Here is a 26,308-nt window from a genome sequence, read left to right as displayed (position 1 = left end):
ATCAAGCTATAAAAAGAGAAGACCAGTCGATCCTCCCTTTTCATTTTCCAACCCTTATTTCTTAAAAATAGAGGTTCTGAAGTCGTTTGTTTGGTCAAGATAAGCCTTAAAGATTGCTCTCTTCAACTTATGAACGGCACTGTCAATCTCTGGCTTATAGTCACTCCAACGAGGAGCCACTGCATCCTGTAGCACAGCTTGGTCCATGAGGGCTTGCAATTCAGTCACTTGATTGATGGTCTCTGTCGTATAGTTTGGCCATGGTTTTGTCGGAACTTTAAAGGTCACTTGTTTCAAGTTTTTAAACTGATCCACACGTTCTTGGTACATGGCTTTCTTGAAATCCGCCCAAGATGCATACTTGCCTTCAAATACCTTGTCCAAAACAAGATCATCTGTCACCAATCCGCGTTCTTTACCATAGAGATTGATAGTTTTACCTTTTTGTTTGGCAACTTCTTCGTATTGGTTTGAGATATAAGGTACCATTCCATCCTTAAAGCCTTTGGCAGCCAAAAGTTCGTAAGCGATCCGACGTCCCATAAGGTCCCCTGGCGTGCCTTTCTCACTGCTGAGAGCTGAAAAGATTGGGGCAAAGAGTTTAATCGTATAGTAGCCATTTCGCTCATAGTCGCCAGACTGATACTCACGAGCTGATAAGATATTGTGGTCAATCAAACTTTCAAAGTTGGTTAGTTTCTTTGCCTCTTCTTCTGTCAATTCTTTGACTACGTTAGTAGCGTATACCTCATTGCCATCTACTGGATCTTTCACATACTTGTTCTCAATTTTTCTGAGAGCCGCCATTTTCTGGTAAACATTTAGTTTGTTAACGATTGATTGCCCTTCGAGGTATTCCAGCATGTAGATAAGGTCAAACATGTTATGGACATAGTTCTGAAGATCTGCTGCGTTTTGGAATCTCTCTGTCGGATCTAAGACTTGCAGACGGGAGCCCTCTGTACTATCTGATTTTGAGTGTCTCAAGATAGAATTGATGGTAATGGTTGCGTCACTTGGTTGGTCAGGGGCTTGCAATAAGCCTTTTGCGAAGAACTCTGGGCCCAAGCCACTTCTTCGACCATAGCCGCCAAGGTAAATATCCTGATCTGAATCATGGGTCATTTCATGGGTATAAGTAATGGCTCCATCCTTGTCCAGCATACGGTAAGACATATAATAGACTCCATCACCTGTTGCGTAGGCTCCATGCTGATTGTGTACTACCTTATTGCCAACTGGGCCAAAGAAGTTTTTCATGGCTGGATTGGAGCTATCAAACTTAGCCTCCACTGTAGCTTTTCCAGATGTTGTGTCATCCCCAAACTTATAGGCATCATAAAGGAGAATCGTACGATAGAGTTTTTCACGTCCCTCATTATCTAAAATACGATACCAATAATCGTAGTGATCTCGCTGACGTTTGGCTGTTTCACGCGCATTTTCTTCAACAAAGTCATTGAGAGCCTTGCCCGCTTTATGGTCACTATTGCGGTAGCGATCATAGGCTCCAAATCCTAGACTAGACATGGTCGAGATGACAAATACTGATTTCTCTGGCAAGGTTAGGAGAGGCAAGACCATATTGCGGTATTTCCAAGTGGCACTCGTGATGCGATCATAAACACCGATAGAATACTTAGTGCCAGCTTGTCCTTGCTTAGTTTTGACTTCTTCAATATTAGATTTTTCTTCGACGATGTAAGCCTTGGTCTCTGATTTAAACCAGTCATTGTTACTTGTATTTGGTAAAAAGACTTTTCGGTAATGTTCTAGAGTGCTAAATAAATCTGTCGTTCCATGATGGCTAGCTAGACTAATAGAATAAGTATCAACGTTGTTCTTAGCTAGAAGATTGTTAAAGCCAGATTTACCCAACTCAATCAGAGTATCTAGTGGTGAAGCATTTCCCTTACCAAAGAAGTCCAGATGGTACAGAACCAAGTCTTTGACGTTTACTTGACCGTAGCTGAAGTTATACCAACGTTCCAGATAGGTCAAACCAAGTAGCAAGGCTTCTTTGTTGTGTTTGATTTTATCTACAAGATAGCCCTTGGTAACTGGGTTGTCACCAGCCAGTCCAGCATCTGCTGACAAGAGTTTCTTCAAACTGTCTTCCAGATGTTCCTTGGTTTTGGCGAACTGGTCCTCTAGATAGAGCTCAGTCTGCTCGACTTTTGGAGAAATACCGAGCGTCTTTCTGATGCCTTCTGAATGGTAGTCCACCTGCTGCAATTCAGGTAAGACTTGTTTGATGATAGAGCTTTGGTCATACAAGAATTGGTTTGGCGTATAGAGAAGACCCGTATTTCCTAGACTATATTCCGCTAATTTGGCAAAATCAGCCTGGTACTTGAGATCGATCTTCTCAGATGAATGGTCCTTGTAGTGAAGCAAGAGTTTGTTTGCAGTCTCTTTGTTAGAAACAATGTCTGTGATGACTTGGTTATCCTTCATCATAACTGCTGACAAGAGTTCTTTTTGATATAAAAGACTGTTCTCATTGACCAGATTTCCGTATTTGACGATAGTTGCCTTGTTATAGAAAGGTAACAATTTTTCAATGTTTTTATAAGCCAAGGCGCGCTTAGCTTGATAATGGGCCACCTTAGAAAAATCACTGTCTTTCTTGACACTTGTTGAGAGGGGCTCCACTGTTGGTAGAGTGAGAGGATTAATGGCTGCTTTTTTGCTTTCAATCTGGAAAGCATCTAGCATTGTTCCTCTTTCTTCAAAGGATTCTTTGCTGACGACCTCATCCTTGACCAAGGTAACATTGTAGACTCTGTTGGCCTTGTTACTGTAGGTATCAGCCACCTTCATTCCATTGTAGTGGTAACCGGTGATGGCATTTCCGTTGGTTACATTGACATCGCTGAGAACATTGGTCAATCTTCCTGCATGCTTTTCATCACCAGAAGTTCGATCCCACAAATTGCCTGCAACTCCCGCCACTCTACCAAAGTGCTTGACATTGTTAATATCACCCTCAGCATAGCTATCCTGTATATGTGCATCTTGGTCTACCAGACCTGCAAGACCACCCACAGTCTGATCTGAACTATTTGTGTTGGATGAAATGGTTACTGTCGCTTTTGACTTGGTAAGTAAAGCCTTGTCACCTGTCAAATGACCGACCAAACCACCGATATTGTAGGCAGCAGTCGTTTCATAAGTGTTGATAATTCTTCCCTTGAAACTGCTCTCTGTGATGCTTGATTGATCCGCCTTAGCCAGCAAACCACCGATACCACGTTCACCGGCGAGAACACCATCGACGTGAACTTGCTTAATCTTTGTGTTATTCTGGGCTTCATATGCCAGTGAACCAATATCATCTTTCCCTGAAATAGAGATATTTTTCAGACTCAATTTTTCTACTGTGGCACTACTCAAGGTTTCAAAAAGAGGCTTTTTCAAGTTGTAAATAGCATACTGCTTGCCATCTTTTTCACCAATCAACTGACCAGTAAAGGCGCCCTTGATGTAAGAACTTTCATCAGGTCCCAGTTCCACTTCGTTGGCATTCAAACTAGCTGCTAAATGATAGGTTCCAGAGAGATTCTGTTTGATAGCTTTGACCAGGTTGCTAAAGGAAGTAAAGGTTGTCGTTTCTTCTGTGGTCTTTTTTGCGAGATAGAAGGTGAAATTATCAACATATTTATTTTCTAGCTCTTGCTGGAGTTTCTCAGCCTTGGCTGTGATTTTATAAACTGACTGGCCATCTTTTGTTTCAGCCGTTATTGAAGCGACTGGTAGATAGACATCTTTAAATGACGAGGATTTAACCTTGACAAAGTAAGTGTCTGTATTCTTTGGAACACTGTCTAAAGAAACATGTTGTTTGTAAGTACCATTGGTCTGACTATACAACTCCAGATCCGAAACGTTTCTTAATTCAAGTGTTTTTTCTGGATCTTTTTCTTTTGGTTTTTCTGTCGGAGTTTCCGGTTTTACTTGCTCGGTATTGCCAGTATATTCTGGAAGAGGAGCGACTTGTTCCGGTTCAACGATGGCTCCTGCTTGAGTTCCTGTATATTCTGGTAAGGAAGATTGAGTCTCAGGTTCCACAATCGCACCTGATTGAGTATCTGTATATTCTGGTTTTTCAGCTATCTCAGGGTCAACAATCGCTCCAGCTTGAGTTCCTGTATACTCTTGTGTCGATGGTACCTTTTCAGGCTCTACGATTGCTCCAGACTGCTCGCCTGTATAGGCTGGTTTGTCAGTTGTTGCTGGTTCCACCAAAGCCCCAGACTGGACGCCCCCAACCTCTGGCTCAACTTTTTCCGGTTCAACGATGGCACCAGCTTGAGTTCCCTGATACTCAGGTAGTGGAGCGACTTGCTCGGGTTCAACGACTGCTCCTGCTTGGGTGCCTGTATATTCTGGTTTTTCAGCTGTCTCTGGGGCTACAACCGCTCCCGCTTGCTCGCCTGTATATTCTGGTAATGGAGCCTGAGTCTCAGGCTCTCCTTTTCTTGCAGACTGAGGTGCTTCACTCGGAGCAACTGCCTTCTTAGTCCCTTTCTCTACTATACGTGGCAAGGCTTCTTCTACCTTAGTCGAGAGAACTTCCCTAGAAATTTCTTGGTTTTCAACAGTGAAAATGCGAACAAGCTCAATCTTCTTCCCAGCACGCCCTTCTTGTTTGACACGAATGCTTCCCTCTGCTAGTTCTGGATTTTCTTGAACCACTTCTGAAACATCTAGTTTGGTTACAATCTCTTGGTCTTTGTATAAGAGTTCTGGTTTGTTCACGCGACCAGCCAAGACTTCGTCCTGAGGATCCACACTAGCAAGACCAGACGGATTTTGATTGGATGAATCTTGAGAAGGGGTTTGATTTTCAGCAGGAATTGTAGGAGACGGAGCTTTCTGCTCATCTCCTGCCCTTTGTCCACCTTCGTTTGCTTGGAAATGAGGTTGAACCGTATAGTCAAGTTTCTGATCCCTAGCAACAGTTTCTTGCAGACTAGCGTCCTTCTCTTGCTTAATATAGCCTAGATAGGTATAACCCGATAGGGTGAGTGGCAAAGGCAGACTATCTCCTTGGGATAATTGGTATTCCTGATTATACTGGAGTAAAAGTTGATTTTCGATAGCCTGAACCGAAGAAACCAAACCACTACCCATCCCTGTTACTAAAATCAGATTCAAGAGGGCTTTCTTCTTGCCTTTCTTTTTGGATACAACAAAAATAAGGAGGCCAATCGAAGCCAGAACTCCACCTGATAAAACGCTAGTAAGGCTATTCTGCCCACCTGTATTGGGCAACTGACCCAGCTGGGCTTTCTCATCCATACGGTAGACTAGATAATAGGTGCTCTCACTATCTTCCGCAATTTTAGGAATGTCCTTGACAATCAAGTCCTTTTCTTGCCCACTCAGCTCCGTATCCGTCACATATTTGTAGTGAACAGCTGCATTTTCTTGAGCAAATACGGTCCCACTGCTCGCAATGGACACAAAAAATAGGCTTGAAATCGAAGCTGACACAAGTCCAATTGCTAATTTTCGTAAGGAGAAACGATGCTGCTTCTCTCCAAAAAACTTTTTCATTCTAAATCCTCTCAACTTTTACCTTCTATCAAGAAATTAACTAGCATTATATTTTGATATAGATATTTCACATCCATCATTATACTATAAAAATACTTCCTTGTCTCAAATAAATACTTTGAATTTTATGAATGTAAAAGCTTATTTATCCTATAAAATTTATCCGTCGTTGATGACAAAAAAAGAAGGCTAATCGCCTTCTCTTATTTGAAAATATTTCTAACAAAAAGTCATTATTCTTGAATCTCGAATTTTTTCAAAAGTCCAAAATAGAGGGATCCACCAATGATTGTCAGAATTCCTCCTACCCAGCCCAAGAATGGGATCAATCCAACAGAACCACCCACGATAAACAAAACAGACGGTGCTGGCGTCACACGCTCATCGTCCTTGTAATAGACAATAGACACAATTCCTAAAACCAAGACAGCAATTTTCACCAATGAAAAAATAATTATAAAAATCCTCAATATACTATCTGTTGCATCAGGGTCTTCCGTCACTGCAGCAACCCCGACAGCTATCATAAACATAACAAGAGGCGCCAACAGTAAAACAATACCTGCGATAAGACCAAAAATCGCATTTACGCGAGCAAGTGTATTTGTTTTCATCTGAATCTCCTTAAAAAATTTTTACAGCTATTATTTTATCACATTTTCATGAAAAACAAAAGAAATTTCAAAACGAGTATACTAGATGGTGAATGATTTCAAATTTCTCTCCAGACATTTAGAGTAATAACTCTGTCATGTATCAATTTGTTTGTAAATTCATTCGTCTTCTCCACTGAGCAAGCCATTCACCTAAAAAAAGAAGATCACTTGGATCTTCTTTTTTCGTGTCTGTTTTTGCAAGAGACTTATCTTTCAAAGATGGACTGTCTGAAATCGTCTGTAGCACGTAGATAAGCATTGAAAATACGATACTTGAGTTGGGCGACACTGCTCTTAGAGCTGTCTGATAAGGCACGATCAATGTTCTTAGCTGAGGCATCCGCTAGTACTGCTAAGTACATATAATCTTGTAATTCCTCATAAGAAGAAATCGTAATTTGTCGTTTGCTATCTAGTTTTCCTGCTTCAAACTCGATAGTGATAGGGCGAAGGAAGTTTTGAGCCTTGTTGTATCGCTCATTCAACATGGCTTTCTTCAAATCCTTCCATGATTCATACTGGCTACCATAGAGATTTTTGAAAACCAAATCATCTCCAACTACTCCGACATCTCCTCTGTTCCAGATTGAGTAGGTCTTGTTTCCTTCTTTGAGGGCTTGGCCAGCGTATTGGCCAGATACATATGGGACAAATCCTTGCTGGTAACCCTTGTCTCCAAGCAATTCATAGGCTCTACGGCGGAACATAAGTCCCCCAGGTGCACCAGTTGGATTGTCCAGAGCTGCATAGAAGGAAGCAAACATATTGACGATGTAGTAGCCATTTCGTCCAAAGCTAGCTGTATCCCAACCATCGCGACGACCAATGATATTATGATCAACCAGAGCATCGACAGATTTTAGTTTGGCTGCTTCTTCAGCAGTTATAGGGACAATGCGATCATCAGCGTGGGCTTGTTTACCATAAGAAGTTTTTTCAAAGTTATAATTTTCAGCCTTACGGTACCATTTCATTTTCTGTTGATCAGTTAGAACTCCAGTAACAATATCCCCTTCTACATAATCCAGAAGGTTCAGTACGTCAAAAACTCCATGCATGTAGTCGCGAAGTGCATCTGCTGAGGAGAATCGAGCAACAGGATCATAGGTATGGTAACGTGTGGTCGAATCTTTATCTCCCTGATAGAAGCTATTGAGCACGAGACCTTTTTCGCTAACATTGGTTACAGACTCTAACATCCCTGTAGCAAAACTCTCAGGTCCTTCACCCTCACGACGACCATGTCCTTCAAAATAGATAGAACCATCCGAGTTGTGGGTCATTTCATGGGTATACACCATGGTTCCAGAAGCTCCCAGCATCTGGTCATAGACGTAGAAGACTTCATAACCATTGGCAAAGGCCCCTAGTCCATTGTCTCCGTGATACTTCCCAGCAGGACCAAAGAAATTGTACATAGCAACAGATGTCTTATCATTACGCGGAGCCCAATATTGCTGGCCTTTATCATTGTAAACAAAGAAACCGTCTGTAACGATCACCCGTCTGAATAGAGTGTCTTTCCTGTTTGGACTTAAAATGTTGTACCACATGTCATAGTGGTTTCGTTGCCATTCAGCTGATTGATCCACAAGTTTTTCAACGTGTCGATGGAGTTCCTCGCCTGAGAGAACTCTGCCACCTTCTTTCCTGTAGCCTCCAAAGCTACCAAAGGCAATGGTCGACATATTGCTGATGATATAGACATCTCTTTCAGGTAAGGTCAGAAGCTGGAGAACCATTTGCTTGAAGCCCCAATCTCCCTGAGTCAGTCTGTCGTAGACCTTGATTGTATACTTACTCTTACGATCTGCATTGTCTTGCTTAGCCTGAATTTCTGGCAGACTTGAACGAGCTTCTACGATATAAGCCTTAGTATTTTCCTTGAACCATTCACTGTTGGTTTTGTGTGGCAAGAAGAGTTCACGCAGACTTTCTAAGTAAGCAAAGAGGTCTCCTTTGCCTTTTTCCTTGGCTAGGGATTGTCGGTAAGCATTGAAGTTGTTTTGCGCTCGAAGATTGCCCATTCCAGAGTTCCCGAGAGCGATGATAGTATCCAGTGTCGAAGCTTCTTGATTGCCAAAGAAATCAAACTTATAGGCATTAAGATCTTTGGTATTGAACGTTCCATAGTTGACATTGTACCAGCGGTTGAGATAGGTCAGACCAAGCATGAAGGCTTCTTTGTTCTGCAGAATCTTTTGGCTAATCGCATCCGCTACGGCAGGGCCTAGGGTGTTAATCGACTTGTCAACTGAAAGCACCTTGAGGAGCTCCTGACCTAGTTCAGCCTTGGTTTGTTCAAAGGCTTTTTCTAGATAAAGATCATCTAAGGAAGCTGTTTCACCAATTCCAAGGACCTTTCGAACTGCAGTTGAGTCATAGGTCACAGCTTTGAGTTCTTCCAAGACACTCGCTTTAATGGACTGGTAGTCAGATAGGAAGGTTTCTGGCGTATAGAGCAAATTCTTATCAGCGATGCTATATTCTGCAATCTGGCCATTGGCAAAATCACCCTTGTAGGTCAGATCAAGATAAGCGATCGTCTTATCTGCATAATGCAGCATCAGTCTATTGATTTCACCCTTATGACTGTTGACATCCGTTATCAGCGTCTCGTCTTTCATCGGAACCACATCTAGCAGGGCTACTTTGTTGAGTTTATCATCTTCAGCTAATTGGTTGGCTGTATGAACGATGAAGTCTTTGTTGTAGAATGGTAATAGTTTTTCTACATTTTCGTAGGCTTGCTTTCTGGACTCCTGAGCTCCCCTCACTCGACTATAGTCTGTTTGATGCTGGTAAGCTTGCTGCAATGGCTCCTGGTCTGTCAAGTTTGAAGTGATTCCAAAGGACTGACGTTTGGCTTGCGCATCGGCCTCTGAAATAGAACGGACAAAACGCTCATCTTTTCGATTTGCTGTAGTCCCCTCAAGAACATAAGAGTCCCGAACAGAAGCCTCAGGATAGGGATCTCCTGTCATCGCATGACCATTTTGAACCTTGACACTGGTCAAGATATTTCGGACCTGTCCATTGTTCCAAGTAGACCCGATTGCTCCACCGACTTGGCCAGAATGACCTCCATTTTGGATAGAACCAGACACATAAGAAGTTTCTAATCTAGCTCCATTCTGCAAACGACCGATCAATCCTCCAACACGCTGGTCTCCATTTCGACCCGTTACTTGGATAGATACATCCGCCTGACTCTTCTGCGCCAGTGATTGGTTGCCGTGGAAATTACCGACCAGGCCACCAATATTGTACTCCTGCCCCCCATCTTGGGTGCTGGTGATAGACCCTTTAAAGGCAACATTGGTTAGTTTTGTGTTTTGGGCAACTCCTACGAGTCCACCGATATGTTTGTTCCCAGATAGACTACCACTTACAGAAACATCCGTAATCGTTGCATTTTGAGCATTGCTAGCCAAGGCCCCGATAGAGTCCTTACCTGTAACTGCAGCCGATTTCAAGGTCAGTTGCTGGATGGTGGCATTTTTCAAGGTTGCAAAGAGCGGTTTTGCCAAGTTGTAGATGGTATAATCTTTGCCATCCACTCGGCTAGTTAGGCTACCTGAAAATTCTTCTGGTACATAGCTTGTCGCAGACTGTTCCAACTGGAGTTCATCTGCTGAAACATCCGCTCCTAGTTTGAAGTTTCCAGTCGGGTTTGACTTCATAGCCTCTATGAGCGCTTTGAAAGACGTATAGACACCTTCTTGGCTAAGAGGCGTTTTCGGCAGTTCAAAAGAGTAATCTGGACGATAATGATCCCCTTCTCCCTCGACGAGCTGATTAGCTGATACCGTTACGGAATAGGCATTGCCCTTATCTGTAATCTTAGAAACTGGTAAGAGCATATCCTTGAACTTGTCTGACTGAATGCGGACATAGTAGTTGTCCAAATCAGACGGCACTTCCGACAGGGATAGGTAACGTCGGTAGTGACTACCATCTTTACCGTACAGTTCGATGCGGTCAATGTCTTTGATTTCAACCTTCTTATAATCTAGCTGAACTGGACGTTGATCCTCTATACTAGTTTGTTCCCCTTGACCTAGGTCATATTTCATGACGGTTTTGAGGGTATAAGGAGTATAGTAGTCCAAGTCATCAAATGTCAATTTTTGAGCGAGGTCCACAAGATCGACTTCCTTGATTAACGTTTCACCCTTGTATAGCTGCGCTTTGGCTGATTGATAGCTAGCTGTAGCATCCGTCAAGTGATAGCTAAGAGAAACTTGGCGTTGATCTTCTTCCTTCTCGACACTGACTAGAGAGAGGCTTGGTTTTCTCTTGACTCCATCCAGAGCTTGACGAGCTGCCTCGAGATCCGTCCGAACTTGATCGACCAAGGCTTGATTGGCCAAAGGATTGTCCAAAACGAGCTTGGCCTGATCTAGAGCACGGCGATAGCGGAGTTTGGTTTGTTCATCAGCATACTGGTAAGCAACTGTAGACTGAGTCACATCCTTCATGTCAAATTCAACTCCAAGAGTTTTCTTATCAACAGGTTGGCCGTCTAGATTATTCTTAGCAGTTTCAAGGGCATTTTTCAAGGAATCAACCTGTTCTTGACTGGCATGAGATGCCTCAAAGAGAGCTTGGGCATTTACAACTGCCTGTTTATAAGACTCTTGATCTGCAGTGGTATCATTGAAATACTGATGCGTTTTCTGGATGCTCTCAGCTTCTTCCACTAATTGGTGTAAGGGTTCGAGGTCGAGGGTTCCTTTTTCTGGTTCCACAGGAGCGTGATCCGCATTTGTAGAAATTGGTTTTGTACCGACTTTGATAATCTGAGGAACTGCTTCTTTTGTGATAGTGTTAGAGATTTCCTCTGTATTTTCGACTTTTCCATCTACTAAATACTGACGAGTCACAATCGTACGGACACCCTCTTGACCAGCTTGGCTAACTTCCCTTTGCTCCAAAGGCAGGTCTGCACTTTCCACTTCCTTAGTTGGATAGGGTTCGGCCACTGTTGTGGTAACGTCCTTTTCTTCAACGTTTAAGCTTGGAACTTCATTTACAGGAGCGTCTGTTGGTTTCTCGCTAACAGGAGCTGTTCCGACGGTTACGATCTCCGATACTGCTGGTGTCGTCACTTCGTTGGAGATTTCCTGGCTTCTCTCTACTTTGCCATCTACCATGTACTGACGGGTGACGATCGTACGCACTCCATCTTGACCAGCTTGGGTTATCTTTGTCTGGCCAACTGGCAAGCTATCACTCTCTACTCGTTCTCGAGTGTAGGGTTCTGCTACCGTTGTGGTAACATCTTTTTCTTCAACGTTTAAGCTTGGAACTTCATTTATTGGGGCGTCTGTTGGTTTCTCGCTAACAGGGCCTGTTCCAACTGTTACGATTTCTGAGACCGCTGGAGTCGTCACTTCGTTAGAGAGTTCCTGGCTTCTCTCTACTTTTCCATCTACCATGTACTGACGGGTGACGATTGTACGCACGCCATCTTGACCAGCTTGAGTTATCTTGATTTGGCCAACTGGCAAGCTATCACTCTCTACTCGTTCTCGAGTGTAGGGTTCAGCCACTGTTGTGGTAACATCTTTTTCTTCAACGTTTAAGCTTGGAACTTCATTTATTGGAGCGTCTGTTGGTTTCTCGCTAACGGACTCCCCTGGGCTTGGTTTTGTAGGAGAAGGGATCTTGCTTCCGACTTTTCTAATCTCAGAAGTCGGCTCAGTCGTTACCTGATTGGAAACCTCCTCTGTATGGATCACCTGACCATTTAAAAGGTAGCTGCGGGTCACGATGGTACGACTACCATTTTTCCCTGCCTGAATCACCTCAGTTTGACCTTGCGGCAAATCATCCGCCTCTACTTCCTCTACTTGGAAAGGAATGATCTCTGTACGACTCGTATCTTTACTCTCAACCTTTAACTCTGGTTGTTCAAAGACAGGAGCTTCACTTGGTTTCTGAGCACGATACTCTTCCTGCGCTTGACTTCCGTTTGAAGTTTGAACTGGAGTATCAATAGGAGCCGAATGATTCAACTCTTTCTTGCCATCAAGTGGAGAGTTTACTTCTTTTTGAGATTTCAAATACCCTACATATTGGTAGCCTTCAATCGTAAGTGGGGATTGCAATGTTTCCCCGACCTGTACAGTCAATTCCTGATTATAGTCTGCCAGCATTTGATTTGTCAAAGCCAAGGAAGTTGGCGCGATCAGCTGACTTCCTAGACTGGTCAAGAGCATGAAAGAAGCTAGCTTTTTGCGATCATCTCTGCCCAGTTTAATCGCTACGACCAGTAGTACAATACCTGCCCCCGCTGCAATTGAGCTAAAGAGTTGGCTGTGACCAGTTGCAGGCAGCTGTCTCGTCGGACGATAAATCAAATAGTAAGTATCATCTGTTTCCTCAGCAAACTGTGGCAATTCTTTGACTACCAATTGCTTCTCTTGGTCCGTGAGCTCACTTTCTGTCACGTACTTATAGTGGATCTGTTTTGTGACGGATGGTGTCTGTTCACTAGCTGCTACACTTGCAAGAGAACCTCCTCCACTAAAAAGGTAGAAAACCCCTACCAAAGCAGAAACTAAACCAACCGAAACTTTTCTCAATGAAAAACGTTGGTGCTTTTCTCCTAAATAACTTCTTTTCATTTCTAATCTTTCCTTCATCATGATTTGAATCCCCTCTATTCTACCGAAATTTACTAGATTATTCAATTTATTTGCTATAAATAATAGCCACAAAAAAATGCTAATCTTTTCAGTTCATTTGCGCTTTCAAAATTCTTATCTTATCAGATATTGAATGCACAACAAGATCATGGAGAATAACAGAAAAAATTCCTAGGTAGCCTTAAACCTAGGAATTTTTCAAATTTTAATCAAACAGAATCGTTTCCTTATTTCTTGAAAATAGACTGTCTGAAGTCGTCTGTCTCACGAAGATAAGCGTTGTAAATCTTCTTCTTGAGCAGATTGACCCAGCTAGCTTCGACACGGCTAGTAGCATTGGTAATGTTGCGTACATCCTCTGCCACGGCTGCGTCCATCAACTGCTGCATCTCTGCATAAGAGCGAATGGTTACTTTCTTGGTACTGTTTGGATTTTTAAGCTCGTACTCAATGGTAATTGGCTTCAACTTGGTCAACTGATCAATCCGCTCCTTGTACATGGCCTTCTTGAAGGCTGCCCAAGAGGTGTATTCACCTTTAAATACATTTTCCAAGACTTTCTGGTCTGTCACGAGACCGACATCTCTTCCAGACCATCCGTCCCACGTTTTCTTGCCTTCATCGAAGGCTTCCTGAGAGTACTGACCAGAAACATAAGGGACAAATCCATCATGGTAGCCCTTGGCTGCCAGTAATTCATAGGCTGTGCGACGGAACATGACGTCACCTGGCGCTCCCTTCGGATTGCTCAAGGCTGAGTAGATTGGTGAGAAGAGGCTGAGGCTCAGGTAGCCATTTCGACCATATTTTCCGCTTTCCTTATTCTCCCGACGAGTGATCACATCATTTTCAATGAGAGAGTTAAAGGTCTTTAATTGCTTGATTTCTTCAGCAGTGAAGCTTCGCGTCTGGTTACCAGCATGAGTCTCCTTACCATACTTATCTGTAATATAGTAATTCTCCATCTTTCTGAACCACTGTAACTTGGCAGTATCGCTCTGCTTCAGCATAGAAGTACCTTCTAGATAGTCCAAGGTGTAAATCATGTCAAACATACCATGGACATAGTGTTGCAGGTCTGCTTCATTTTGAACACGTTCCTTGAAATTATAGGTATGCATACGTGTCTTCGAATCCTTGTCCACCTTGAAGAGAGTATTGAGCGTAATAGTTGGTTCATCTGCGCTCGGCGAAGATTGCAAGAGTCCGCGAGCATAGAGTTCCGCACCTAGTCCCTCACGACGACCATAACCTTCAAAGTAAATTGCACCGTCAGAGTTATGGGTCATTTCATGGGTGTAGACAGAGTTTCCATAGTCTTCCAATAATCGTGCTCTATCAAAATGGGTAACACTTCCCGTCGCATAGGCATTGTAGCCCTTGCTTGGATACCACTTGCCGGCTGGTCCAAAGAATTCCTGCATAGCCTGTGATTTTTTGTCATTAGCTGGTGCCCAATAGCTTTGTCCCGCTTTGTCAGTCAAGAAGAACCCATCGTAAACCAGAACCGAACGGAAGAGCTTGTCTTTGCTTTCCGGACTCAGAATCTTGTACCAGAAATCATAATGGTCGCGCTGGTATTCAGCTGTTTTTCTCACTCGGTCTTCGACATATTCAACTAGTTCTGCGTCTGTGCGCACTCTGTTATTGGCATCCAGGCGGTAGCGATCATAAGCTCCCATAGAGAGGGTAGACATATTAGAGATAGCATAGACACCTTTCTCCGTCATGGTCAAGAGTGGCAGGAGCATGCCCTTGTGTTCCCAATTATCTGCAGTAATCTTGTCATAAACACCGACAGAGTACTTGCTCTTGCCCTCGGCTGCGTCCTGAAGCTGTCTCGCTTCTGCTACATCGGACTTAGCCTCAACGATGTAGGCTTTTGTATTGGTTTTGAGCCATTCATTATTGGTCTTGTATGGTAGGAAGAGCTGACGGTAGCCTTCAAGGTAATTGAAGAGTCCTCGCTTGCCAGTTGCTTCAGAGAGCGAATTATCATATGCTGTATAGTTGTTCTTAGCCTTGAGATTCTCAAGTCCTGATTTCCCTAAAGCAATGATTGTATCAAGAACCGAAACGTCATTTTTACCGTAGAAATCCATCTTGTAAGCCGATAGGTCCTTAACATTAAAGGTATCATAGTTGATATTGTACCAACGGTTAAGGTAAGTCAGACCCAATAGGAAAGCTTCTTTATCAGCAAGAATCTTCTTAACAAGATAATCCTTAACTACTTCTCCTTCAGTATTGATAGCCTTATCCATAGCCAGCACTTTGCGAAGCTCACCTGATAGCTTACTTTTCACTTGCGTAAATGCAGTGTCTAAGTATAGTTCATCCAAAGAAGTATCTGCGGCTACTCCGAGAGCTGTACGCATAGCTGGCGAATCAAGAACTACCTTGTTTAACTCTGGCAACACTTGATTTAGAATGCTAGTATAATCTGATACGAAGGCTTCTGGAGTATAAAGAAGGTCTAATCCCTTCATCCTATACTCAGCAATACCTCGATTTACGAAATCTCCCTGATAAGATATTTCTAGGTAGTCAATGGTATTGTCCATGTAGTGCAGCATCAAACGATTGATTGCTGTTTTATTACCATGGATATCAGTGATAACCTGGTCGCCCTTCATCGGAACAACATCCAGTAGGTACTCCTTATTCAACTTATGCTCTTTCGGAATCTTGTTCGCAAACGAAACAATGGTTTCTTTATTGTAGAAAGGAAGCAGTTTCTCCATATTCGCATAAGAATATCCGCGGTCAAATTGAGCATTGTTTACTTCACCATAGTCGACAAAACGCATATTTAGATTCGTGTCATCTAGGCTAGTTGTTATGTCCATAGCAGTCAGTTTTTCTTCCATTTCTTCTTGAGTAATTGTAGAAGTAACAAACTGATCGTTTTTCAAGGTTTCACTTTTGGCAACTTTATAGGCTTGCGTAATGCGGTCGTTTTTGTAGCCCTGATCCCCAGAAATACTGTAAACATTTGTACCGCTAACATTACTGATCACATTATCAACTAAACCATTAAAGTAGTTCGAGCCGACCACTCCACCGATTTGACCGCTAGTGGTTGCATTATATAGTTTTCCTGTCACATACGACTTGGTGATTCGAGCATTGTTTTCTAGACGTCCAACCAAACCACCGATACGTTGTTCATTTGATCGTGCACCACTAATAATCGTTACATCTGCTTTACTTTGGCTAAGAAGAGATTCTCCTCCTTTAAGGTTTGCAACCAAACCACCTACATTATAAGCTTTGATTTGTTGACTGTTAGATAGGATAGTCCCCGTAAAGGAACTATTCGTGATTTTCGTATTGGTTCCATTAACTACTAGACCCGCTACGTTAGAGGCGTTGCCTACTACCGATACTCTCCCCAGAACAGAAACATCTGTGATTAGCGCATTCTCCGCATTGCGTGCCAGAGCAGCCGAGTCATAGGTACCCACGATATTCACGTCTTTAAAGTCGATATTGGTAATAGAAGATCCGTTCTTGAGGTTTTCAAATAAAGGCTTGGCTAGATTGTAAATCGCATATTGCTTGCCATTTTGACTACCCGTCAGACTGCCGGTGAAGTTCCCCTTGAGATAGACATAATCAGCAGGAGCTAGGTTGACCTCGCTCGCATCCAAATCAGCTCCCAACACATAATTTCCTGCCATATTTCGCTTCATAGCGTCTACCAATCCAGCAAAGCTGGTGTAGACATTTTGCTGACTTGGGACTGCCTTACTGATGTAAAAGTCGTGCCCAGACTTGTATCCTATCTCACTTTCTTGGACGAGTTCAGGAAGGGCTACATTAACCTTATAGACTGCCTTGCCATCTTTCTCTGCTTCAGCAATGCTGTGAACTGGTAGGAGAATTTCCTTGGATTCGCTTGACTTGATTTTGACGAAGTAGGTAGACAGATCCGTAGGCATAGAGCTCATCGATACAAAGCGCTTGTATTGGTCATTTTCTTTATGATAAAACTCAACAGAATCAATATCACGGAAGGCAATCTTCTTGTATTCTAGCTCAAAGTTACGACTGTCTGTTTCAAACTCAGTAAAGCTGCCATTATCGAGTTCATAAGTCAACTTGGTTTTTAGAGTGTAGCCTGTGTAGTAGTCTAGGTCGCCAATTTTCAAGCTGCCAGCAAAGTTGGTAATCGGAAGAGTGCGAATCAGCTGGTCTCCCTGGTACAATTCTGCAGTCGCTGAACGGAAGGACTGGGTCTGGTCTTCCAATCTATATTGGACCGTCACCGACTTATCATCAGCATTCTCAGTCAGACTTAGAATGGAAACAGTCGGCTTGACTTTAGGCACTCCATTTAGTGCTTCTTTGGCTGCTGTCAGGCTAACAAGAGCTTGGTTGACCTGTACTTGTGTAGCAGTCTGATTGTTCAAAACTCCCTCTGCCTTGGTCAATTCGTCAGTATAAGCTGTCTGCTTTTCTGAATCCGCATTCTTATATTTAACCGAGGTTTTAACCGTTGGATTTAAATCGTACTCAGTCTGAAGAGCTGTTTTAACAACTTCAAGACCACTTAATTGCGCCTTGGCTTGATTGATTTGTTCCACCAGTTGGTTGACTTCTGCTTGGCTGGCTTGGGATTGGCTCAGAATCGCTTGGCCTGCCGTCAAAGCAGCATCATAGTTAGCTTGATGACTCTGACTATCGTTGAAATAACGGGCCTGAGCTTTAATCTGATTCGCTTCTGCCAAGAGACTATGCAGTGAAATTAAATCGAACTCCTCTAAAGCGTCTGCTTTCGGTGCATCACTTGGTACCATAGTTGGCTTAGCCGTGCCGACTTTGACGATTTGTGTTATAGGAGCTAGTGTTTCTTCATTAGATAATTCTTGGCGGTCAACAACTTGACCGTTAGAACTGTAAACACGAGTCTTAATGGTACGTTCGCCTTGAACACCCGGAGTTGTGATTTGGCGAGCATCTCGAACAAGCTCATCCGTATATTGCTCCTCGATGTTAAAGGCTATTTTCTCTACGAGGGTTTCATCTGTGTAAGTCAGTGGATACTCTGGCAAAGCGTCTGCTTTTGGCGCATCGCTTGGTACCATGTTTGGTTTAGCCGTACCGACCTTGACCACTTGCGTTACGGGAGCTAGTGTTTCCTCGTTGGACAACTCTTGGCGGTCAACCTCTTGACCGTTAGAACTGTAGACACGAGTCTTGATGGTACGTTCACCTTGGACACCCGGAGTCGCGATTTGACGAGCATCTCGAACAAGCTCATCGGTTTCTTCTTCACGAATAGTGAAGTTAATTTTCTCAACGCGAATTTCGTCAGTATATGTCAGCGGATACTCTGGCAAAGCATCTGCTTTCGGTGCATCACTTGGTACCATGTTTGGTTTAGCTGTGCCGACTTTGACAATTTGCGTTACTGGAGCTAGAGTTTCCTCGTTAGACAACTCTTGGCGGTCGACAACTTGACCGTTGGAACTGTAGACACGGGTCTTAATCGTACGTTCACCTTGGACACCCGGAGTTGCGATTTGACGGGCATCTTGAACAAGCTCATCCGTATATTGCTCTTCGATATTAAAGGCTATTTTCTCTACGCGGGTTTCGTCAGTATATGTCAGCGGATACTCTGGCAGAGCGTCTGCTTTTGGCGCTTCGTTCGGTACCATATTTGGCTTAGCTGTTCCGACTTTGATGATTTGCATTACCGGAGCCAAGGTTTCTTCATTCGAAAGTTCTTGGCGGTCGACAACTTGACCGTTGGAACTGTAAACACGAGTCTTAATGGTACGCTCACCTTGGACACCCGGAGCTGCGATTTGACGACTTCCTTCTGGAATTTCATCTGTATATTGCTCGTCAATAGAAAAATCAATCTTTTCTATTCTAACCTCATCATTTGTAGTCAATTCCAACTCAGAATTCTCATGAATAGGCGCTGTTTCTGGACTGGTGCCATATTCTGTCAGTTCTGGAATCTCTTGAACTGGAGGCGTATCAGAACTGGTGCCATACTCTGCTAATTCTGGAACTTCGTGAACTGGCGCTGTATCAGGATTTGTCCCATATTCCGTTAGTTCTGGAATCTCTTGAACTGGAGATGTCTCGGGACTAGTGCCATACTCTGCCAATTCTGGAACTTCGTGAACTGGTGCTGTATCAGGATTTGTCCCATATTCCGTTAGTTCTGGAATCTCTTGAACTGGAGATGTCTCGGGACTAGTGCCATACTCTGCCAATTCTGAAACTTCGTGAACTGGCGCTGTTTCTGGACTGGTGCCATACTCTGCTAATTCTGGAACTTCGTGAACTGGCGCTGTATCAGGAGTTGTGCCATATTCTGCCAATTCTGGAACTTCGTGAACTGGAGTTTCTTTTGGTATCGAGTTAGTTGGAGCTGTTCCAACTAAAATAATTTCAGAAACAGGTTTAAGCGTCACTTGATCAGAAATCATTTCGCTTTTTACGATTTCTTGATCCTTACGAAAATGACGAGTCACTACTGTACGTTGACCTCGAATACCTGATTGTATGACTTTTGATTGGCCTTGAGCCAATTCATCGGTATATTGGTATTTTGTCTGATAAGGAAGTTCTTGGACTGACTTTTGCTCACTAATTTTTAGTTCTGGTAAGTCATAAATAGGAGTTGAGCGTGTGAATTCAATCTCCTTGGCAGCTATAGCTTCTCTTTCTTCCTCAGTTAAAGCATCACCCTTATCTGAAACAATCTCTTTCATATCAAGATTTGTTTCACTCGGTTTAAGCTCACTTCCCTTCTCTTTCTCCAAGTCAAGTGTCGGATTTTCCTTCTGAACAGAATGAGCTAAATGACTATCATTTTGTTCTTCATTCTTTAAGTAACCGATATAGTCGTAACCATCAATTTTCAATGGCGCTGGCAGTGCATCTCCAAGACCCAAGTTAAGACTTTGATTATATGCAGCGAGCTCGATATTCGTCACTGCTAAGACTGTTGGAGATAGCAGTATGGATCCCATTCCAGTTACCAACAAGATAGAAGATAAATACCTCTTCCCATTCCTGCCTCTAACTACTACAAGCACTAGTAATGCAAGACCCATCGCTGTAAAAGTTGATTCCCAAAGGCCGGAGTGACCTGTCTTAGGCAATACTCCAGATGAATCCCCTTGAGTAGTCGGACGATAAACTAAGTAATAGGTCTCTGAAGCATCCTCAACATGCTTTGGAATCTCCCTTATCAAGGCACTCTTCTCTGCCTCCGTCAATTCAGACTCCACTACGTAGTGGTATTTGACATGAGCAGACTGCTGACTTTGAATTTCTGCTGCCTTTACAGAAGTCAAGTCCCCAGTTATTTGCCCACTCAAAAAGAAGCTTCCAATAGTCGCCGAAACGAGCCCAACGGACAACTTCCGGAAAGAAAAGCGCTGTCGTTTTTCTCCATAAAACTGATGTGTCATTCTAAAGATTTCCTTTTCAATATATTATTCAATCCTTTCTATTCTACCTGATTTCACTTGATTATTCAAATTATTTGTCGCGATTTTTAGAAGCAACACATGCTTTTTAAAAGTACCGAAAAACGACTCCTCTTTTTAAAAAATCTCAAAAAATCAACTTAAAACTTTCCTTAAAAATGTTGAATTTCTACATCTTTGTCCTAAGCTTTTACCAGCAAAAAAAGAGAGAAATGACTTTCTCTCTTTTACCTTTCCTCTCACCTTAAACTATGAGAAGACATATTTCTAATCTGATTATTTGGCTTCAAATCCTTCTGCAACTGCATCCGCAAAGTTTTCTTCTACGATGCTTGCACAGTGATCACAGATGACTGCATGGTAGCTGCGTTCTGCTGTTGTTGGGTCGATACGACGGCAACGGTCACAAACTTCACCTGCAGCGCGTTCAACTGTAAAGGCAACATCCTCAAAGCTAACTGCGCCTTCTGGAGCTGTACCTTCAGCGATGGTCAATTCTGACACGATCAAAAGTTGAGCTACATTGCTATCCACTGCTCCAAGAAGAGTTTTCACCACTTCATTTGGATAAACTGTCAAGTGTGCTTCAAGCGATTTCCCGATAACTTTTGCATTACGCGCTTCTTCCAAGGCTTTTTGAGCTTGTCCGCGGAAATCCATGAAGGCTGACCATGTATCCAGGATTTCTTCTTGGTTGGCAAAAGTTTGAGCTTCTGGTAATTCAGACAATTGCACAAATTCTTCAGCTTCAAACTCAAGATATGACCAGATTTCCTCTGCTGTGTGCGGAAGGATTGGTGTCAAGAGTTTGGTGATTTTCACAAGAATGTCATAGAAGACAGTCTGCATTTGACGGCGTTCGAGTGATTTGGCACCTTCGATGTAGACAACGTCTTTAGCAAAATCAAGGTAGAAGGCTGACAAATCAACGTTGATGAAGTTCACCAAGGCCTTGTAGATTGTCAAGAATTCAAAGTTGGCATAAGCATCACGAATCGTTTTCACAAGCTGGTTAAAGCGGATGGTCATGTACTTATCAACGGAACGAAGCTCATCGTAAGCCACTGCGTCTTGAGCTGGGTTAAAGTCAGATGTGTTAGCAATCAAGAAGCGAAGAGTGTTACGGATCTTACGGTAAGTTTCAGAGACTTGGCTCAAGATATCCATAGAGATACGCACGTCGTTGCTTGAGTCCACACTTGTTACCCAGAGACGCAAAATTTCCGCACCAAATTGTTTTTCAACATCGCTTGGAGCAATGGTATTTCCAAGAGATTTAGACATCTTCTCACCTTTACCATCAAGGGCAAAACCTTGTGACAAGATTTGTTTATATGGAGCAACGCCATGGTTGGCAACAGATGTGATAAGTGATGAGTTAAACCAACCACGGTATTGGTCAGAACCTTCAAGGTAAAGATCTGCTGGGTATTTGAGTTCTGGACGGTTGACCACTACTCCATTCCATGATGAACCTGAGTCAAACCATACGTCCATGATGTCTGTTTCTTTTTTGAACTCGCCATTTGGTGAACCTGGATGAGTAAATCCTTCTGGCAAGAGGTCCTTAGCATCACGTTCCCACCAGATGATAGAACCGTGTTCCTCAAAGAGTTGAGCTACATGTTCAATCGTTTCAGCTGTCATGATTGGCGTTCCGTCTTCAGCATAGAAGATAGGAAGGGGAACTCCCCAAGCACGTTGACGAGAGATTACCCAGTCACCACGGTCACGAATCATGTTGTAAAGACGCACTTTACCCCATTCTGAGTGGAACTTCACTTTTTCAATTTCGTCCAATATTTCTTGGCGGAATTTAGATACAGAGGCAAACCATTGTGGAACAGCACGCCAGATGATTGGTTTTTTCGTACGCCAGTCAAATGGGTATGAGTGAGAGATTTCTTCTTGAGCAAGGAGCAAATCGCCCAGTTTTTCGATAACAGTCGGCACAACCTTGTCATAGAACTGACCCGCAAATTCAGGACCAGCATTTTCCATCATAATACCGCGTTCGTTAACTGTTACAGCAACTTCAAGGCCGTTGGCAACACCGACATTGTAGTCGTCCTCACCAAAACCAGGGGCTGTATGGACAATACCTGTACCAGAGTCAGTCGTAACGTGGTCACCAAGGATTACCAACTCATCTACAGCCGTATCCCATGGGTGGACTGTTACAATGTGGTTCAATTCTTGACCACGGTAGGTTGCCAAGACCTGAACATCAGCCCAACCAAATTTCTCAGACAAGCTATTCAACAATTCTGAAGCAACCACAAACTTACGAGTCTCACCAGCTGGTTGTACCAATACATAATCAATATCTGCTCCAACTGTCAAACCACGAGAAGCTGTGATGGTAAATGGAGTAGTTGTCCATACAACGATGTAAGTATCTGTATCGAGCACACCTTTTCCGTCTTTGACGCGGTTCGCATAGTAAAGGGAAGTCGAAAGCAAATCATGGTACTCAATTTCCGCTTCAGCAAGAGCTGATTCAGATGACCAAGACCAGTAAACTGGCTTGGCACCACGGTAGATATAGCCTTTCTTAGCCATTTCTCCGAAGACACGGATCTGAGCCGCTTCATAGTCCGGAGTCAAAGTCACATAAGGATTTTCCCAGTCGCCAGAAACACCCAATCGTTTAAAGTCTTCACGTTGTTTATCAACTTGAGAAAGAGCGTACTCGCGGCAAAGTTTCAAGTACTCAACCAAGTCCATTTCTTTGCGTTTAACACCCTGTTTTGCCAAGACTTGTTCGATTGGCAGACCATGAGTATCCCAACCTGGGATGTAAGGAGCGTAAAATCCAGACATAGACTTAGAACGAACAATAATATCTTTAGAAATCTTGTTCATGGCATGTCCAACGTGGATATTTCCGTTTGCATACGGAGGTCCATCATGCAAGGTGAAATGTGGTTTTCCTTGGTTCAATTCTTGACGACGTTGGTAAAGTTTTGCTTCTTCCCATTCTTTTTGCCAAACTGGTTCTTTGGTTGGAAGACCAGCACGCATAGGAAAGTCTGTTTTCCCTAGATTGAGGGTTTCTTTAAGTTTCATTGTTACTCCTTTAATTTAAAATGACAAAATAAAAACCACGATTCGCAAAAAGGACGAAAATCGTGGTACCACCTTTGTTCGAAAAAAGACAGGGTCTCTTTTCCTCTTTTCCCGTAACGTGGGGGGACGTCTAGTCTTACTGTTTTCGGACTGGATTGCTTGAGAGGATAATCTAACCACTAGGGATTGCAGGACTCTCACCATCTCCCGCTCGCTGAAAATATAGTTGGTTGGATCTTGTTCTCACATTTTTTTATAGGATAAGAACAGATTCTTTGTTTGCATCGTCCTCAGTTGTTGCAGTAGCTTCTACTTCAACTGACTCTTCATGCTGGTCACTTTCTTCTGTCTGTTGATTTTGTTGAGCTTCAAACTCAGCTAATTCTTTGTTGCCAGCCTCGATACGAGCTTGTAATTCAGCAACCTCTTCTGGTGTGAATTGACGAGTCATATCAATAGGTTCTTCCTCTGGTTGTAAAGATACAGTTTCACCAAGAACTTCACCCACCACTTCTTTAAAGGCTTCATCACTTGTCTGAAGGTAAGTAGCTGTTGGGCGAAGAATATCTTCCCAATCAGATGACTCGACAATAGCCAATTGACTTTCAATCGTAGACTTGAGGCGTTGATGGAATACACGGCTCTTATTCTTCAACTCTTCTGTCTCAACAGCCACTCTCTTCGCATTATCTGTAGCCTGACGGAGAATTTCATTTGCCTTGTATTTCGCTTCTTCAAGCAAACGCTGAGCATCTTGTTCAGCTTGTTGAATAATATTGTTTGAACGTTCTTGAGCAGCTTGTTTAACACGCTCCGCTGTATCTTGAGCAATCAAAACTGACTGACTCAAGGAATCCTTCATCTCATCAAAGTAAGACAAACGTTCTTCCAAACTCTTGATGTGTGTCTCTTTATCGTGATTGCTACGAACCAAGTCTTCGTAGTCACGAACAACGATATCCAGAAACTCGTCTACTTCTTCTGGATCAAAACCTCTAAATCTTGTACCAAAGGTTTTATCTTTAATTTCTAACGATGTAATTGGCATACTTTTCCTCACTTACTTAATAAAAAATAGAATCATTAATTGCTTCTGGTTCTTGCTCGCTTGTTACTGTTCTCTTAGGAATATCATTCGTATAATAGGAAAGACGTTCTTCTAGTTTTTTGATATAGAGTTCAGTTTCATCTTTGTATCGAATCATCTCCTCTAATTCAAAGTAAATCTTATCTAGAAATAGGTCAACTTCTTCCTGATTGTAGCCTCTGAATGTTCTTGAGAAAGCTTTATCACTTATTTCTTGTGGTGTAATCGACATATTTTTTCTCACTTGCTTAAAAGTAGCCTGACTGTTAGTTTTTTCTTATCCTTTTTGGTCTGACCATTGTCTTTGACAACTTTCAAACGACCAAACTTTCTCACACTGATCAAATCCCCAACTGCAACCTGGTAATCAGATTTTTCAACCACATGATAATTTACCTGGACAGATTTTTTCTCAATCAGTTGACTAGTTTGATTTCTAGATAATTTCAAGGCACTTGATAAGAGGGCATCCAATCGAAAACTCGAAACTAAAATTTCTCGTTCTCTATAATCAATTTTAGACAAAATCCTATCGGTAAAAGGACATTCCTCCAGCGATACAGGAAGTCTGCCAATCTTTCTTATTCCATCCTGAAAAAGAGGAATGAAATCACGATTGACAAAAATCTGTGCTCTCTTTTCATCTACCAAGATATCACCAAATAATTTACGGTCAATTCCTAGTTGGTTGATAATTGTTCCCAATATTTTTCCATGACTCAGTTGCTCAAACTTACTCGGATAGCAAATTTCCAACAAGGCCATTTCAAAGTCTGATATCTCCGGTTCAAAGTAATCTGGATAGAGAAGAACTCGAACCGACTCTGTCGGAAGAAAATCACCACTACTTTGGCAACCCAGTCCATATGTCCCAGCTAGTACCCTCAAAATCTGTTCCTGATGGGGATTGATAAAAGGAGTAAGTACCGGTGCATAGGTATCTTCTACCCGCTTGATCCACTCTAACCCCTTATCAATAAAGGGAATATCATCTTGGGAAAAATGCTGATAAATGGCTCGATTTGCTGTCATAGTAATAAGACTAGTCGTGTTAAGAGATTTCCAACAAACTGAATCAGAATCAGCGCCGCCCAAACCGTAAAGTCAAGACCAGCAAATTGTAGATTGAGCTTACGAAGTGGCTCAATAACTGGACGAGCAAGTCTGATAACTAGGCGACCTAGCTGGCTTTCATAGGCATTTGGAAACCATGAAAGAAGAGCAAATGCAACGAGAATGATGGAATAAATGCTAACCGCATTTTGGATTAAACGAATTAAGAAAATCATTATCTTGCTCTATTTCGTTTAATATCAAAACCAAACTCAGCGCTTTGTGATTCATCTGGAAGCTTGATATCTTCAATATTCACGACAACATTGACAGGCGTCAATAGATACATCGTACTCGCAACTTTTTTCATATTTCCAGCCAAGACATGACGGGCTCCATCCAAGTAATCAAGGCAACGACGGGCTTGAACCTCTGTCATATATTGGAAATCAATCAAAATACTTTCATTTCCAGCCAACAAATCTACAATTTCAGTTGCATCTTCATATTTTCTTGGATAGCGAACATCAATTGTCACTTTCTCATCTGAACGATGGCTTTGCATTGCCAATTCTTGCTGTCGCGCATGAAGACGAGTGATATTTGCATCTTTAGCTGATCCTGACTGAGCAGGTGCTGGTAATTCTTTAGAAGATGAGATGGCTGGGCTAACTGTTTCCTCTTGTTGAGTCTGGTAGTTAGTCGTTTCTTCTCCGTCTTCTGTAAAATAATCTATAAATTTATCGAATCTATCTTTTAAAGACATAG

At 42.6% G+C, this 26,308-nt stretch carries 10 protein-coding genes; all 10 read right to left on the bottom strand.

Going from position 1 to position 26,308, the window contains the following annotated elements:
* Nucleotides 1-54: 54 nt before the first annotated feature.
* The 10 genes from O3622_RS04585 to O3622_RS04540 all read right to left on the bottom strand — a co-directional run bounded on the left by O3622_RS04585 (nucleotide 55) and on the right by O3622_RS04540 (nucleotide 26,306).
* Entirely contained in the window at nucleotides 55-5,562 is a 5,508-nt protein-coding gene (locus O3622_RS04585) for a ZmpA/ZmpB/ZmpC family metallo-endopeptidase (protein WP_371607105.1), read from the bottom strand.
* A 233-nt stretch (nucleotides 5,563-5,795) separates the two neighbouring features.
* Nucleotides 5,796-6,176 carry a hypothetical protein gene (locus tag O3622_RS04580; RefSeq protein ID WP_000856372.1) on the bottom strand — a complete coding sequence of 127 codons (381 nt, stop codon included), beginning with the start codon at nucleotides 6,174-6,176 and terminating at the stop codon, nucleotides 5,796-5,798.
* Nucleotides 6,177-6,424: 248 nt separating this feature from the next.
* On the bottom strand, nucleotides 6,425-12,850 hold the full coding sequence (locus tag O3622_RS04575) for a ZmpA/ZmpB/ZmpC family metallo-endopeptidase (protein WP_371607104.1): 6,426 nt from the start codon (nucleotides 12,848-12,850) through the stop codon (nucleotides 6,425-6,427).
* Nucleotides 12,851-13,098: 248 nt separating this feature from the next.
* Nucleotides 13,099-20,313 (bottom strand): SIALI-17 repeat-containing surface protein, encoded by a 7,215-nt coding sequence (locus O3622_RS04570; protein WP_371607103.1) that lies wholly within the window; start codon nucleotides 20,311-20,313, stop codon nucleotides 13,099-13,101.
* A gap of 294 nt (nucleotides 20,314-20,607) precedes the next feature.
* Nucleotides 20,608-23,400, bottom strand: a complete 2,793-nt coding sequence (gene ileS / locus O3622_RS04565) for an isoleucine--tRNA ligase (RefSeq protein WP_371607102.1) — start codon at nucleotides 23,398-23,400, stop codon at nucleotides 20,608-20,610.
* A gap of 253 nt (nucleotides 23,401-23,653) precedes the next feature.
* Nucleotides 23,654-24,448 (bottom strand): DivIVA domain-containing protein, encoded by a 795-nt coding sequence (locus O3622_RS04560; protein ID WP_001123190.1) that lies wholly within the window; start codon nucleotides 24,446-24,448, stop codon nucleotides 23,654-23,656.
* A 16-nt stretch (nucleotides 24,449-24,464) separates the two neighbouring features.
* Nucleotides 24,465-24,719: a DivIVA domain-containing protein gene (locus O3622_RS04555; protein ID WP_000028988.1), complete on the bottom strand. Its 255-nt coding sequence runs from the start codon at nucleotides 24,717-24,719 to the stop codon at nucleotides 24,465-24,467.
* 8 nt (nucleotides 24,720-24,727) lie between these two features.
* Nucleotides 24,728-25,519, bottom strand: coding sequence for an RNA-binding protein (locus O3622_RS04550; protein WP_000126362.1), 792 nt, complete (start codon nucleotides 25,517-25,519; stop codon nucleotides 24,728-24,730).
* Nucleotides 25,516-25,776: a YggT family protein gene (locus O3622_RS04545; protein ID WP_000576501.1), complete on the bottom strand. Its 261-nt coding sequence runs from the start codon at nucleotides 25,774-25,776 to the stop codon at nucleotides 25,516-25,518. The genes O3622_RS04550 and O3622_RS04545 overlap by 4 nt, the downstream gene beginning before the upstream one ends.
* Nucleotides 25,776-26,306 carry a cell division protein SepF gene (locus O3622_RS04540; protein ID WP_000053367.1) on the bottom strand — a complete coding sequence of 177 codons (531 nt, stop codon included), beginning with the start codon at nucleotides 26,304-26,306 and terminating at the stop codon, nucleotides 25,776-25,778. Before O3622_RS04540 ends, O3622_RS04545 begins: the two co-directional genes overlap by 1 nt.
* Nucleotides 26,307-26,308 lie beyond the last annotated feature (2 nt).

Source organism: Streptococcus sp. 27098_8_51, from assembly GCF_041432205.1.
In the GTDB taxonomy this organism is placed as follows: Bacteria; Bacillota; Bacilli; order Lactobacillales; family Streptococcaceae; genus Streptococcus.
Note: the sequence above shows the minus strand (reverse complement) of the source record. Positions and strands in the feature narration are given on the sequence as shown.